The organism is Micromonospora sp. NPDC000668, assembly GCF_042897975.1.
Lineage (GTDB): Bacteria > Actinomycetota > Actinomycetes > Mycobacteriales > Micromonosporaceae > Micromonospora.
In genome coordinates this window covers 1351880-1366275 of record NZ_JBIAYP010000001.1, presented here as the reverse complement: position 1 = coordinate 1366275, position 14396 = coordinate 1351880, and the positions used below count along the sequence as shown (strand labels likewise).

The 14396-nt window shown below is 71.1% G+C and carries 11 protein-coding genes; 5 read left to right on the top strand and 6 right to left on the bottom strand.

The genetic code is table 11. The features are described from left to right. Window positions 1-132: 132 nt before the first annotated feature. From ACFY29_RS06325 to tkt, 5 genes are read right to left on the bottom strand one after another with little or no spacing between them, the layout of a single operon-like run. A complete protein-coding gene (locus ACFY29_RS06325) occupies window positions 133-1149 on the bottom strand; it encodes a glucose-6-phosphate dehydrogenase assembly protein OpcA (protein ID WP_386983859.1) in 1017 nt (338 codons plus the stop codon). A gap of 31 nt (window positions 1150-1180) precedes the next feature. Beyond that, window positions 1181-2731, bottom strand: a complete 1551-nt coding sequence (gene zwf, locus ACFY29_RS06320) for a glucose-6-phosphate dehydrogenase (RefSeq protein ID WP_386984660.1) — start codon at window positions 2729-2731, stop codon at window positions 1181-1183. Window positions 2732-2733: 2 nt separating this feature from the next. Continuing rightward, entirely contained in the window at window positions 2734-4383 is a 1650-nt protein-coding gene (locus tag ACFY29_RS06315; protein WP_328418750.1) for a glucose-6-phosphate isomerase, read from the bottom strand. Then, entirely contained in the window at window positions 4380-5558 is a 1179-nt protein-coding gene (gene tal / locus ACFY29_RS06310) for a transaldolase (RefSeq protein WP_328418749.1), read from the bottom strand. The genes ACFY29_RS06315 and tal overlap by 4 nt, the downstream gene beginning before the upstream one ends. A gap of 15 nt (window positions 5559-5573) precedes the next feature. Further along, on the bottom strand, window positions 5574-7712 hold the full coding sequence (tkt, locus tag ACFY29_RS06305; protein ID WP_386983856.1) for a transketolase: 2139 nt from the start codon (window positions 7710-7712) through the stop codon (window positions 5574-5576). 266 nt (window positions 7713-7978) lie between these two features. On the opposite strand from tkt, the gene ACFY29_RS06300 reads away from it, so the two are divergent. The 3 genes from ACFY29_RS06300 (at window position 7979) to ACFY29_RS06290 (ending at window position 10514) form a co-directional block, all read left to right on the top strand. Further along, complete coding sequence (locus tag ACFY29_RS06300) at window positions 7979-8932, top strand: heme o synthase (RefSeq protein WP_328418747.1); 954 nt, start codon at window positions 7979-7981, stop codon at window positions 8930-8932. 311 nt (window positions 8933-9243) lie between these two features. Continuing rightward, window positions 9244-9579 (top strand): hypothetical protein, encoded by a 336-nt coding sequence (locus tag ACFY29_RS06295; protein ID WP_328418746.1) that lies wholly within the window; start codon window positions 9244-9246, stop codon window positions 9577-9579. 14 nt (window positions 9580-9593) lie between these two features. Next, window positions 9594-10514, top strand: coding sequence for a RimK family alpha-L-glutamate ligase (locus tag ACFY29_RS06290; protein ID WP_386983853.1), 921 nt, complete (start codon window positions 9594-9596; stop codon window positions 10512-10514). Window positions 10515-11028: 514 nt separating this feature from the next. On the opposite strand, the gene ACFY29_RS06285 is transcribed toward ACFY29_RS06290, so the two are convergent. Continuing rightward, complete coding sequence (locus tag ACFY29_RS06285) at window positions 11029-11994, bottom strand: heme A synthase (RefSeq protein WP_386983852.1); 966 nt, start codon at window positions 11992-11994, stop codon at window positions 11029-11031. A 98-nt stretch (window positions 11995-12092) separates the two neighbouring features. On the opposite strand from ACFY29_RS06285, the gene ACFY29_RS06280 reads away from it, so the two are divergent. Both ACFY29_RS06280 and sufB read left to right on the top strand, forming a co-directional pair. Continuing rightward, entirely contained in the window at window positions 12093-12893 is an 801-nt protein-coding gene (locus ACFY29_RS06280; RefSeq protein WP_386983849.1) for a helix-turn-helix transcriptional regulator, read from the top strand. Continuing rightward, complete coding sequence (sufB, locus tag ACFY29_RS06275) at window positions 12890-14320, top strand: Fe-S cluster assembly protein SufB (protein ID WP_007462707.1); 1431 nt, start codon at window positions 12890-12892, stop codon at window positions 14318-14320. The genes ACFY29_RS06280 and sufB overlap by 4 nt, the downstream gene beginning before the upstream one ends. Window positions 14321-14396 lie beyond the last annotated feature (76 nt).

Here is a 14396-nt window from a genome sequence, read left to right as displayed (position 1 = left end):
CCGCGGAGCGGTCGCTGTCGCGTCGTGCCCGGGCCGGTACGCCCGGAGGTGGCGGGGCGGGATGCCCCGGAGGTGCCGGGGCAGGGGCCGGGGTCGCCCGGGCCCTGCCCCCATGATCGGACGGCGCCGGGCTCAGATCTCGCCGCTGGTGCCGGAGTGCGCGGTGACACCGGCCTCGGCGCGCTGAGCGGTGGCCGGATCCTTCCAGACGTGCACCCGCTGCGGGGACCGCTGCTCCAGCCCGCGCAGCCCGGCGGTGGCGCCCAGCGCCTCCGCGTACACCTGGTCGGCGTCCAGCCGGCGCAGCTCCTCGGCCAGCTCGTCACCGAGCGGCCGACGGACCAGCGGCAGGGCACGGTCGTCCTGGCCGGTCCGCCGGAACACCGCCATGCTGTCCTCGCGGGTCAGCGTCAACTGGTCGCCATTGGCGCAGCTCAGCTGCACCTCACGCATCCGCGGGAACTCGGTGCTGTCCACCCGACGGGGGGTGATGCCGAGCCGGCTGGCCAGCCAACCGACCATCAGCGCCGCCGTCGGGTCGCTGGGCGGCGCGACCACGGTCGCCTCGGTGACCCGCTCCTCGGTGGTGTCGAACGCCCCGGCGACCAGGGTCCGCCACGGGGTGATCCGGGTCCACGCCAGGTCGGTGTCTCCCGGGGCGTAGTCCCGGGCACGCTGCCGCAGCGCCTCCACCGGGTCCGTGGCCTGCGCCGTGTCGGTGATCCGCCGATCGGCGACCACGCCGAGGAAATCGGTGGCGATCTCGGCCGGCGGCTCGCCGTGCCACCAGGTGACCACCGGCACGTCCGGGACCAGCAGCGGCATCACCACCGACTCGGCGTGCAGGGCCAGCCGCCCGTACATCCGGGTGACCACCGCCTCGCACGGGCCGAGCCGGCCACCGACCACGATCTCCGCGTCCAGCCGGTTGCGGTCCCGCTCGATCTCGGAGCGGACCACCACCACCAGCCGGCACGGGTGGGCGGCGGCGGCGATGGTCGCCGCCGCCTCCGCCTCGCGGACCCGCTTCTCGTCCACCACGACGATGAGAGTGAGCGCCATGCCGCTGGCCACCCCGCCGGCGCTTCGCCGCTCGGCGGCGAGCGCCTTGACCACCTCACTGCCGGTGGTGTCCCACAGCCCGATCACTGGAGCCTCCTGGTTCGCTCGTTGCGCTCGGTCACGCGCGTCGCCACGCGCGGCCCTCGCGGCCCAGCATCTCGTCGGACGCCCGCGGCCCCCACTCGCCGGCGCGGTACGGCTCCGGCTTGGTGCCCACCCAGGCATGCTCCAGCGGGTCGATGACCTGCCAGCTCTGCTCGACCTCCGCCGCGTCCGGGAACAGGGTGCGGTCGCCGATCAGCACGTCCAGCACCAGCCGCTCGTACGCCTCCGGGCTGGACTCGGTGAACGCCTCGCCGTACTGGAAGTCCATCGCGATGTCGCGGACCTCCATCGTGGTGCCCGGCACCTTCGAGCCGAACTTGAGCACCACGCCCTCGTCCGGCTGCACCCGGATGACCAACTGGTTGTTGCCCAGTGACTCCATGTCGGCGTCGTTGAACGGCAGGTGTGGCGCCTTCTTGAACATGATGGCCACCTCGGTGACCCGCCGGGGGAGGCGCTTGCCGGCCCGGATGTAGAACGGCACGCCGGCCCAGCGGCGATTCTGGATGCCGAGCCGCACCGCCACGTACGTCTCGGTGGTGGAGTCGGGCGGGACGCCCTGCTCCTCCAGGTAGCCGACCGCACGCTCGCCGCCGACCCAGCCGGGCAGGTACTGGCCGCGTACGGTGTCCCGGGCCACGTCCCTGGGCAGGGTGATCGCCTTGAGTACCTTCAGCTTCTCGGTCCGGATCTCGTCGGCGTCGAAGCTGGTCGGCTCCTCCATGGCCACCAGGGCGAGGAGCTGGAGCAGGTGGTTCTGGAGTACGTCCCGGGCCGTGCCGACGGTGTCGTAGAAGCCGGCTCGGCTGCCGATGCCGACGTCCTCGGCCATGGTGATCTGCACCGAGTCGACGTACTTGGAGTTCCACAGCGGCTCGAACAGGTTGTTGGCGAACCGCAGGGCAAGGATGTTCTGGACCGTCTCCTTGCCCAGGTAGTGGTCGATCCGGAAGACGTCCTGGCGGGTGAAGACGTCGTCGACGAGGTCGTTGAGCGCCTTCGCCGAGGGCAGGTCGTTACCGAACGGCTTCTCCACCACCACCCGGCGCCAGCCGCCGGACTTCTCGTTGTCGGCCAGCCCGGTGCGGGCCAACTGCTTGAGCACGACGGGGAACGCGGCCGGGGGGATGGAGAAGTAGAACGCCGCGTTGCCGGCGATGCCGTGGGTCTGCCGCAGCTCATCGAGCGTCGTGGCGAGCTGGTCGAAGGCGGCGTCGTCGTCGAACGACCCGCCGACGAACTTGATGTTGCCGGCCAGCCGCGCCCAGACCTCCTCCCGCCACGGGGTACGGGCGTGCTTGCGGGCCGCCTCGCAGGCCAGCGTCTCAAAGTCGCCGTCACCCCAGTCGCGGCGGGCGAAGCCCAGGACCACGAAACCGGGCGGCAGCAGCCCTCGGTTGGCCAGGTCGTAGACCGCGGGGAGCAGCTTCTTGCGGGCCAGGTCGCCGGTCACCCCGAAGATCACCAGAGCGCACGGCTCGGGGATCCGTGGCAACCGGCGGTCCTGGGGGTCGCGCAGCGGGTTCACGCCGCCTCCTCGCTCCGCTTGCGTCACGTCGTCCATCCTCACGCCCGGAGCTCACCGACCGCGTCGAGCAGTTGGGCGACACCGGCGGCCCGGTCGGTCAGGTGCAACCGCAGCAGCGGCCGCTCCCGGCCGGCCAGCGCCTGCCGGTCGCCGGCGGCCTGCGCCGCCTGCAACTCACCGAAGGTGTACGGCTTGCCCGGCACCTCCAGGTCCTCGGCGACCGCGCCGGTCACCTGGAGGAAGCTGCCGACCTGCGGGCCGCCCTTGTGGTACTGGCCGGTGGAGTGCAGGAACCGCGGCCCCCAGCCGAAGGTGACCGGACGGCCGGACGCTTCGGCCAGCAGCGACCGCAGGCGGGCCGTGTCGGCATCGGCGAACCGGTCCAGGTACGCCATCACGGCGAGGTAGCCGTCGTCGCCCAGCCCGTCGAGCAGCCAGCGCAGCACGCCGGTCAGGTCACCGGGGGCGCCCTGCGGCGCGTACACCTCGATCGCGCCCTCGGTGAACGACGGCGTCTCCGCCGGCAGGCCCGAGGCCAGGATCTTGTTGGTGTTCTCCTTCGACTCGGTGACGTTCGGCTGGTTGAACGGGTCGATGCCGAGCACCACGCCGGCCACCGCGGTGGCGTACTCCCAGGCCAGGAACTGCGCGCCGAGTGGGCCGTTGACCGCCACGTCCGGGTCGGCGCCGCCACCCGGCACGTCGCCGGGGGCCAGCGCGCCGCCGTAGCTGATGGTCAGCACGTCCGGGCCGGTGGCGCCGGGGCTCTGCGGGGACTCCACCACAACGGGCAGGATGCCCACCCCGGCCTTGCCGGTCGACTCGGCGATTAGCTGCTCGGCCCAGTCGCCGAGCCCGTCGATGCCGGTGCCGTCGGAGACCAGCGCGACCTTGTCCCGGGCCAACGTGGCGGCCGCGCCGAGCGCGGCGCCCAGTGCCAACGCCGGATTGTCCCGGTCGCTGCCGAGCGACGAGGCCAGCGCGTCGGCCTGGTCGATCAGCTCCGCCACCTGCACCCCGGCCAGCGCCGAGGGCACCAGCCCGAACGCGGTCAGCGCCGAGTACCGGCCGCCCACGTTCGGGTCGGCCAGCACGGTGAACGCGCCCATCTCGGTCGCGGTGGTCTCCAGCGGCGAGCCCGGGTCGGTGACGATGACGAAGTGCCGGCCGGCCTCCGCCTCGGTCATCCCGGCGTCCAGGAACGCCTGCCAGTACGCGCGCCGGTGGCTGTCGGTCTCCACCGTCGAGCCGGACTTGCTGGCCACCACCACCACGGTGCGCTCCAGCCGGTCACGCAGCGCCGCCCGGACCTGGCCCGGGTCGGTGGTGTCCAGCACGGTCAGCGGCCGGCCCAGGGTCTGGGCGATCACCTCGGGGGCCAGCGACGAGCCGCCCATGCCGGCGAGCACCACGTGGTCCAGGTCGGCCAGCTCAGCGGTCAGTTCGGCCAGCTGCACCAGCAGCTCCCGGCTGCGCTGGTGGGTGTCCACCCAGCCGAGCCGGATCTTGGCCTCGGCCTCGGCGTCGGGGCCCCACAGGCTCGCGTCCCTGGCCGCCAGCCGGCCGGGGACCTCGGCCCGGACCAGCGCGTCCCGGGTCGAGGCGGGAGCGGACTTGTCGACCGCGTCCGCGCCGTACACCGCGAGCCCGGCGGCGGCCTCCACCGGCCCGGCGAGAAGGTCGCTCATGCGTTACCACCGGCCTTCGCGGCGGCCTTGGCGTTGCCCTTGGCGGCCTTGTTCGGCGCACCCTTGCCGGTGGCCGCCGCCTCCAGCGACTTGCGGACGCCGTCGATCAGCTCCTGCCAGCTGGCCTCGAACTTCTCCACGCCCTCGCGCTCCAGGGTGGCGATCACGTCGGCCATGTCCACCCCGGCCGACTCCAGGTCAGCGAAGACCTTGCGGGCCGCGTCGTAGGAGCCGGTGATGGTGTCGCTGCGGGTCTCGCCGTGGTCGGCGTACGCGTGGATGACCGACTCCGGCATGGTGTTGACCGTGCCGGGGGCGATCAGCTCCTCGACGTAGATGACGTCCCGGTAGTCCGGGTTCTTCGTCGAGGTGGAGGCCCACAGCGGCCGCTGCGGGTGCGCGCCGGCGTCGGCGAGCGCCTGCCAGCGGTCGGAGGAGAACACCTCGCCGTACCGCTCGTACGCCAGCTGGGCGTTGGCGATGGCGGCCTTGCCCTTCAGCGCCTTCGCCTGGTCGGAGCCGACCTTCTCGAGCCGCTTGTCGACCTCGGAGTCGACCCGGGAGACGAAGAACGACGCCACCGAGCCGATGGTGGACAGGTCGTGCCCGTTCGCCTTGGCCTGCTCCAGACCGGCAAGGAACGCCTCCATCACCGCCGAGTAGCGGTCCAGTCCGAAGATCAGCGTCACGTTGACGCTGATCCCCTCGGCCAGGGTGGCGGTGATCGCCGGCAGGCCCGCCTCGGTGGCCGGGATCTTGATGAAGAGGTTGGGCCGGTCAACCAGCCACCACAGCGCCTTGGCCTCGGCGACCGTCCGGTCGCTCTCGTGCGCCAGCCGCGGGTCCACCTCGATGGAGACGCGCCCGTCCACGCCGGCGCTCTTGTCGTACGACGGGTGCATCACGTCGCAGGCCCACCGCACGTCGTACGTGGTGAGCATGCGTACCGCCTCTTCGACGTCCACCCCACGCATGGCGAGATCCTGCAACTGCCAGTTGTACTCGTCGGCGTCGCTCAGCGCCTTCGCGAAGATCGTCGGGTTGGTGGTCACTCCGGCCACGTGCTTCTCCCGGCGGAGCTGGTCCAGCCCACCGGAGCTCAGTCGTACCCGGGAAAGATCGTCGAGCCAGATCGCCACGCCTGCGGCGGTGAGCTCACTCAGCCTGTCCGTCATGCCGTCCACGCTCCCTCAGTTGCCGGTCGTGAAACCGGTGATGTCGCCCACCCGGGCCAGCGAGGCGTGTGCCGCCGCCACGATCCGGTCGGGGGTGAACCCGAACTGCTCGAAGAGCACGGTGTGCGGGGCACTCGCGCCGTAGTGCTCCAGGCTGACGCTCTCGCCGAGGTCGCCGACGACGCCGCGCCAGGACATCGCGATGCCCGCCTCCACGCTCACCCGTGCCTTTACCCCGCGAGGGAGCACCGACTCCCGGTACGCCTCGTCCTGCTCGTAGAACCACTCCTGGCAGGGCATCGAGACCACTCGGGTCGGGGTGCCGTCGGCCTCCAGCCGCTCCCGGGCGGTCAGGCAGAGCTGCACCTCGGAGCCGGTACCGACGATGATCACCTGCGGCTTGCCGCTGGACGCCTCGGCCAGCACGTAGCCGCCCTTGGCCACCCCGTCGGCGCCGCCCAGGACGTCGCGGTCCAGGGTCGGCAGCGGCTGGCGGCTCAGCGCCATCGCGGTCGGGCGGTCGGTGTGCTCCAGCGCCAGCCGCCAGGCCCAGGCGGTCTCGTTGGCGTCCGCCGGGCGGACCACGTCCAGGCCCGGGATGGCACGCAGCGCGGTCAGGTGCTCCACCGGCTGGTGGGTCGGGCCGTCCTCGCCGAGGCCGATCGAGTCGTGCGTCCAGACGTAGGTCACCGGCAGCTTCATCAGCGCGGCCAGCCGCACCGAGGGGCGCATGTAGTCGCTGAACACCAGGAACGTGCCGCCGTACGGGCGGGTGCCGCCGTGCAGGGCGATGCCGTTGAGGATCGCTCCCATGGCGTGCTCACGGATGCCGAAGTGCAGCGTGCGGCCGTACTCGTGGCCGGGGAAGTCCTTGGTGGCGTGCGCGGACGGGATGAAGGACGGCTCGCCCTTCATGGTGGTGTTGTTGCTCTCGGCGAGGTCGGCCGAGCCGCCCCACAGCTCCGGCAGCACCGGCGCGAGCGCCTCCAGCACCTTGCCGGAGGCGGCCCGGGTGGCCACACCCTTGGCGTCGGCGGGGAAGGTGGGCAGCGCGTCGGCCCAGCCCTCCGGCAGCACCCGACCGGCCATCCGCTCGTAGAGCGCGGCGCGCTCCGGGTTGGCCTTCTTCCAGGCGTCGAACGCGGTCGTCCACTCCTCTTCGGCGGCGGAGCCGCGACCCATCACCTTCCGGGCGTGGCTGAGCACCTCCTCGTCGACCTCGAAGGTCTGCTCCGGGTCGAAGCCGAGGATCCGCTTGGTCGCCTTCACCTCGTCGGCGCCGAGCGCCGAACCGTGGATCTTGCCGGTGTTCTTCTTGTTGGGCGCGGGCCAGCCGATGATTGTGCGCAGCGCGATGAAGGAGGGACGCCCGGTCTCCGCCTTGGCGGCCAGCAGCGCCTGGTGGAGCGCCTCGGCGTCCTCGTGGTAGTCGCCCTGGTCGGCGTCGCCGGTGCGCCAGTCGACGGTCTGGACGTGCCAGCCGTACGCCTCGTAGCGCGCCGCCACGTCCTCGCTCTTGGCGATCCGGGTGTCGTCCTCGATGGAGATCTCGTTGTCGTCGTAGATCACCGTGAGGTTGCCCAGCTGCTGGTGCCCGGCGAGGGCACTGGCCTCGTGGCTGATGCCCTCCTCGATGTCACCGTCGGAGACGATGCACCAGATGTCGTGGTCGAAGACCGAGGCGCCGGGCTCGGCCTCCGGGTCGAACAGACCACGCTCGCGGCGGGACGCCATGGCCATGCCGACCGCGTTGCCCAGGCCCTGGCCGAGCGGGCCGGTGGTGGTCTCCACGCCCGGGGTGTGCCCGTGCTCGGGGTGACCCGGGGTGAGCGAGCCCCACTGCCGCAGCGACTGCAGGTCGGACAGGCTCATCGGGTAGCCGGACAGGAACAGCTGGATGTAGAGGGTCAGGCTGGAGTGCCCGGCGGAGAGCACGAACCGGTCCCGGCCAGGCCAGTTCGGGTCGGCGGGGTTGTGCCGCATGACCCGGTTGAAGAGGAGGTAGGCCGCAGGCGCCAGGCTCATCGCGGTGCCCGGGTGGCCGTTGCCGGATTTCTCCACGGCATCCATGGCCAGCACGCGGACGGTATCGACGGCCCGGCGGTCGAGTTCGGACCAGTTGAGTGCGGAGTGCTCGGGTCGGTTGGCAGCCACGATGGTTGTGCTCCTCGGCAGATGGGCGGAACCCTCACTGGTGACCCTATCGAGCGTGCCTAAACGTCCGCCCAGGGATCTGTGCATGGTGTTCGGTACGTGGCGACGGGCTGCGTCGTTCAACCCGGTGGTGTGACGGCCCGCACCGTTGTCGGGTCGGCCGGGCAGCCAAAACGACAACGCGTAGTGTGTGGGTCGGTGTGCTGCCCCCGACCGGGCGCGGCCGAACCGATCTCCCCGTGCCCGACGCCGGAAGGTGGCAATCCGTGAGCATGATCACCGAGCGCCCCGCGAGCAACCCTGCCGGGCCGCCCCCGGCGCGGGCGGCCGAGGGCCCGGTGGCCCGGCGGGACGTACGCGCGATCCTCTCGGCGTACGTGTCGCTCACCAAGCCGCGGATCGTGGAGCTGCTACTGGTCACCACCATCCCGGCGATGATGCTCGCCGACGGCGGCCTGCCGTCGCTGTGGCTGATGGCCGTGGTGCTGATCGGCGGCTCGCTCGCCGCCGGCGCGGCCAGCGTGCTGAACTGCTACATCGACCGGGACATCGACCAGTTGATGCGGCGTACCAAGCGTCGCCCGCTGCCGACGCACACCGTGACGCCGCGCAACGCGCTGGTCTTCGGTCTGGTGCTCGCGGCGGTCTCGGTCGCCCTGATGGCGGCGTTCACCAACCTGCTGGCTGCCGGGCTGACGCTCGCCGCGATCGCCTACTACGACCTCGTCTACACCCTGTGGCTCAAGCGCTCCACCCCGGCGAACACGTTCTGGGGCGGGGCCTGCGGGGCGGCTCCGGTGCTGATCGGGTGGGCGGCGGTGACCGGCTCGTTGGCGCCGGCCGCCTGGGGGCTGTTCGCGGTGGTCTTCTTCTGGCAGATGCCGCACTTCTACCCCCTGGCCATGAAGTACAAGGACGACTACGCCCGGGCCGGCATCCCGATGCTGCCAGTGGTGGCCTCCACCCGCCGGGTGAACGCCGAGATCCTGATCTTCGCCTGGCTCACCGTGCTCACGTCCCTGGCTGTCTGGCCGTTGGGGCTCAGCGCGATCTACGGCGTACCGACGCTGGTCGTGGGCGCCATCTTCCTGGTCGAGGCGCACCGGCTCTGCCGTCGGGCGGCGCGTGGCGAGGCGGTCAAGCCGATGCGGCTGTTCCACTGGTCGACGACGTACCTGACCATCGTTTTCTTGGCCGTCGCGCTCGACGCGCTGATCTGACCCGTTCGCGCCGGAGAGTTTCGCCAGTCTCGCCCGCATGGCCGTCCCGCCACTGGCGATCTCTCTCGACTAATCACCATCATGGATGAGTTGTCCGGCTTTCAGATCACATCAGAGTAACTTTCGGCCTGAGTCGGATCGGCTCAACCTGCGACGTTTGAGCCCTGATTTGCCCACGTGCTTTGAAGGTAAAAGTACGGATAAATCCGGGCAAGCAACCTGTGGTCTTCCTTAAACCTATAGGTAATTGGCATCACAAAAGCTTCATGGTTCTCGCCCGTCTGAGTGGACTTCTGCTTAGGCTTCGCGTCATGGCAGATGGTTCCGATACGACGCTGACGGCCGAGCAGACCGCCGGCGAGCAGACGCCTCACGGTCTGGTCGCGGGCCTCAAGTCGTTCGCCGCCGGACACGGCGGGGCGAAGGCGGTCATCGAGTACGTCGGCAAGCGTGGCGCGCGAATCGTCCTCGTGGGTTCCGACGGTGAGTGGGGCGACCAGTTCGCCGACGACACCGTCACCGCGCGGGAGGCGTGCGCCAAGGCGGGAGTCACCGTCGAGAACGCCTGGGAGCGTGAACTGATGGACCAGATGCGTCCGAGCAACGACCTCTGGCGGTCGATGGCCCGGCGCACGATGGCCCGCTGAGATAGACACCTGAATTGACCGACCACCACAAGTCGACCCGGGGGAAACCCCGGGTCGCTCTCGTCACCTGTGCCGAACTCGTGGACCTCGACCCGGACGACCGGCTGGTCCTCGCCCCGCTCGCTACCCGGGGGGTCGCCGCCGAGGCGGTCGTCTGGGACGACCCCGGCGTCGACTGGTCCTCCTACGACCTGGTCGTGCTCCGCTCACCGTGGGACTACGCGCTGCGCCGCGACGAGTTCGTCGCCTGGGCCGCCACCGTCCCGGCGCTGGTCAACCCGGCCGCCGTGGTGCGCTGGAACACCGACAAGCGCTACCTCGCCGAGCTGAGCGCGGCCGGCGTGCCCACCGTGCCGACGTCCTGGATCGAGCCGGGGGAGAGCTGGCGTCCACCGGCCGACACCGGCGAGTACGTGATCAAGCCGGCGGTCAGCGCGGGCAGCCAGGACACCGGCCGGTACGACCTGGCCGACCCGGAGCACCGGGAGTTGGCCGGAGCACACGTGCGCCGGCTGTCCAGCGCCGGCCGGCTGACCATGATCCAGCCGTACCTGACCGCCGTCGACACCGAGGGCGAGACGGCACTGCTCTTCCTGGCCGGCCCGGACGGGCTCACGTTCAGCCACGCGATCCGCAAGGGCCCGATGCTGACCGGCCCGGACCTCGGCCCGGACGGGCTCTACAAGGCCGAGGAGATCACCGCCCGCACGGCGCAACCAGAACAGCTGGCGGTGGCCGAGCGGACGCTGGGCACGGTGCCGGGCGGGACGGAGCAGCTGCTCTACGCCCGGGTCGACCTGATCCCCGGTCCGGACGGCGCCCCGGTGCTGGTCGAGCTGGAGCTGACCGAGCCGTCTCTGTTCATCGGCCACGCCGAGGGTGCCCCCGACCGCCTCGCCGAGGCCATCACCACCCACCTGGCCCGCCGCGGCTGACCCCACAACGGTTCTCAAGGCCCACCCGGGGCGTCCGCTGCTCTCCGGGCCCTGGGGGCGTCTGCCGCTCTCCGGGCCCGGCCCGGGGGCGTCTGCGGCTCCCAAGGCCCGCCTGGGAGCGTCCGCTGCTCTCCGGGCCCGGGCGGGGCGTCTGCCGTTCTCAAGGCCCGCGCGGGCCGCGTTCGCTGCTCCGGGCCCGCCCGGTGGTGTCTGCCGTTTCCAAGATCCGCGCAAGTTCAGTGAAGTTGTGGCCTCAGCGCGTCGCGACCCCACACTTCCCCTGAAGTTGCGCGGATCTTGAGTCGGCACGGGTCGCGGAGGGGACCTCGGCCGTCCAGATCGCGCAACATCCTGGATTTAGTGGCATCCCGCGTGTCCGACGCCCCTACATCCAGGATCGAGCACGATCTTGGCGCGGGGCGCGGGGCGCGGGGCGCGGGGCGCGGGGCGCGGGGCGCGGGGCGCGGGGCGCGGGGCGCGGGGCGCGGGGCGCGGGGCGCGGCCCCGCGTGAGGTCAGGCGGTGACCGGGACGGCTTCTGCTTCGGCGGGGGTGGTTGCCTGGGGCGCGGGGGCGACCGGGCGGCGTTCGCGGGTGGACCACTGCACCGAGAGGGTGGCGAGCAGCACCAGGCAGGAGCCGAGCATGTGCGCGCCGACCAGGATCGCCGGCACGTGGGTGAAGTACTGCACGAAGCCGATCAGGCCCTGGCCCAGCTCCACCGCGAGCAGGACGACCGCGGCCCGGGTGGCCCGCCGTGCGCCTACCGCGCGGAACGCGAAGATCAGCGCCACCGAGAGGCCGAGCAGCAGGAAGACGCTGTCGGCGTGCACCTGGGAGATCGACTCCGGGTCCAGCCCGTTGCGGGCAGCGCCCTGGTCGCCGGCGTGCGGGCCGCTGCCGGTGACCCAGGTGCCGATGACCAGCACCGCGACGCTCACGCCGGTGGTGACCCGGGCCAGCGCGCGCAGCGGCACCGGCACCACGGCCACCGTCGGGCCGTCGGGCTCGGCCACCCGCCGCCAGAGGGCGTACGCGGCGGTGATCACCGCCATCGAGGCCAGGAAGTGCAGCCCGACCACCCACGGGTTCAGATTGGTGAGCACGGTGATGCCACCGACCACCGCCTGGGCGGGAATGCCCAGGAAGACCGCGACGGCCAGCGGCAGCAGCCCGGGCCGGCGCGGCCGGTGCGCCAGCACGGCCAGCAGGGTGGCCAGCGCGATCAGGCCCACCGCGAAGGTCAGCATCCGGTTGCCGAACTCGATCACCCCGTGCAGGCCCATCTCGGACGTGGCGACGTACGACGCGTCGGTGCACCGGGGCCAGGTGGGACAGCCGAGGCCCGAGGCGGTCAACCGGACGGCCCCGCCGGTGACGACGATGCCCACGTTCGCGATGATCGAGGTGAGCGCGAGGCTACGCAGCAGGGTGCCGGAGACCGGACGGGCGAATCGGTTCACGGCGCAAATCCTACGCACCGTAGTGATCGAGGTTTGTCCGACTCCGTCGGCTCGGTGGTTCGGATCACCGGGGCCCGGGTTTGCGACCCTCCGAGTAATTACGTAACGTTGGCGTTGTGAAAAACACGGCGGCGCTCTCCGGGCAGCAGCCGACGGCCTCTCCGGCCGTCGGTGCGTCCGCGTCCGCGCTTGTCGTGACCACGTCGGCCGCGCTCGGCGGCGCTGCGGCGACCGAGGTCTCCACCCGGGACCGGGTCACCCAGCTGCTGCTGGAGCGGGGGGCCACCACCGCCGCGCAGCTCGGTTCGGCGCTCGGGCTCAGCCCGGCGGCGATCCGCCGGCACCTCGACGCGATGCTCGCCGAGGGTGACGTGTTCGCCCGCGAGCAGACCGTGCAGGGCAGCCGCGGGCGGGGGCGTCCGGCCAAGGTGTTCCTGCTGACCGAGGCGGCCCGGGTCCGGTGTGGCACCCATCACTACGACAACATGGCCACCGCCGCGCTGCGCTGGATCGCCCGCAGCGGCGGCTCCGAGGCGGTCGAGGCGTTCGCCACCGAGCAGGTGGCCGCCCTGGAGTCCCGCTGTCAGGCCGCCATGGAGGACGCTGGCGACGACCCCCTCGCGCGGGCGGAGGCACTCGCCGACGCGCTCACCGCCGAGGGTTACGCTGCCAACGCCACCACGATCGCCTCCGGCGGCCAGCTCTGCCAGCACCACTGCCCGGTGGCGCACGTGGCCGGCGAGTTTCCCCAGCTGTGCGAGGCCGAGACCGCAGTGATCTCCCGTCTGGTCGGCACCCACGTGCAGCGCCTGGCCACCATCGCGCACGGCGACGGGGTGTGCACCACGCACATTCCAGCCCAGCAGGTACGCGCCCAATCCAGTAATCCCGTCACCACTGTGAGGACAGATAAATGACCGAGCAGATCGTCCAGCCCCTGACCCAGGAAGAGCAGCTTGCCGCCCTGGGTCGCTACGAGTACGGCTGGTCCGACCCGGACGCCGCCGGGGCGGTTGCCCAGCGCGGCATCAACGAGGCGGTGGTGCGGGACATCTCGGCCAAGAAGAACGAGCCGGCGTGGATGCTCGACCTGCGTCTGAAGGGTCTCCGGCTGTTCGGCCGCAAGCCGATGCCGGCCTGGGGCGCGGACCTCACCGGGATCGACTTCGACAACATCAAGTACTTCGTGCGGTCCACCGAGAAGCAGGCCACCAGCTGGGAGGACCTGCCCGAGGACATCAAGAACACGTACGACCGGCTGGGCATCCCGGAGGCGGAGAAGCAGCGGCTGGTCGCCGGCGTCGCGGCGCAGTACGAGTCCGAGGTCGTCTACCACAAGATCCGTGAGGACCTTGAGGAGCAGGGCGTCCTCTTCCTGGACACCGACACCGCGCTGCGCGAGCACGAGGACGTCTTCAAGGAGTACTTCGGCACGGTGATCCCGGTCGGCGACAACAAGTTCGCCGCTCTGAACACCTCCGTGTGGTCCGGTGGCTCGTTCATCTACGTGCCGAAGGGTGTGCACGTGGAGATCCCGCTGCAGGCCTACTTCCGGATCAACACGGAGAACATGGGCCAGTTCGAGCGGACGCTGATCATCGTCGACGAGGGTGCGTACGTGCACTACGTCGAGGGCTGCACCGCGCCGCTCTACTCCTCCGACTCGCTGCACAGCGCGGTCGTGGAGATCATCGTCAAGAAGAACGCGCGCTGCCGCTACACGACCATCCAGAACTGGTCGAACAACGTCTACAACCTGGTCACCAAGCGCGCCGTCTGCCACGAGGGCGCGACCATGGAGTGGGTCGACGGCAACATCGGCTCCAAGGTCACCATGAAGTACCCGGCGGTCTACATGACCGGCGAGCACGCCAAGGGCGAGGTGCTCTCGGTGGCGATGGCCGGCGAGGGCCAGCACCAGGACGCCGGCGCCAAGATGGTGCACGCCGCGCCGCACACCTCCTCCACCATCATCTCCAAGTCGATCGCCCGGGGCGGCGGCCGTACCTCGTACCGTGGTCTGGTGCAGGTGCTGGAGGGTTCGCACCACAGCCGGAGCACGGTCAAGTGCGACGCGCTGCTGGTCGACACCATCTCCCGCTCGGACACCTACCCGTACGTCGACATCCGTGAGGACGACGTGTCGATGGGGCACGAGGCGACCGTCTCCAAGATCAGTGACGACCAGCTCTTCTACCTGATGAGCCGGGGCCTGAGCGAGGACGAGGCGATGGCCATGATCGTGCGCGGCTTCATCGAGCCGATCGCCAAGGAGCTCCCGATGGAGTACGCCCTGGAGCTCAACCGGCTGATCGAACTCCAGATGGAGGGCGCGGTCGGCTGACGCCGGCCGGCTGACTCTCGCGTCGGCCTCGATCCGCCGCGCCTCGACCAGCCCGACCGACCCTCCGATTAACCGC

What these genes read in the sequence shown, in the direction of transcription:
- zwf (WP_386984660.1), bottom strand. Translation starts at nt 2,731, where the DNA reads ATGGACGACGTGACGCAAGCGGAGCGAGGAGGCGGCGTGAACCCGCTG.
- ACFY29_RS06315 (WP_328418750.1), bottom strand. Translation starts at nt 4,383, where the DNA reads ATGAGCGACCTTCTCGCCGGGCCGGTGGAGGCCGCCGCCGGGCTCGCG.
- tal (WP_328418749.1), bottom strand. Translation starts at nt 5,558, where the DNA reads ATGACGGACAGGCTGAGTGAGCTCACCGCCGCAGGCGTGGCGATCTGG.
- ACFY29_RS06295 (WP_328418746.1), top strand. Translation starts at nt 9,244, where the DNA reads ATGGCAGATGGTTCCGATACGACGCTGACGGCCGAGCAGACCGCCGGC.
- sufB (WP_007462707.1), top strand. Translation starts at nt 12,890, where the DNA reads ATGACCGAGCAGATCGTCCAGCCCCTGACCCAGGAAGAGCAGCTTGCC.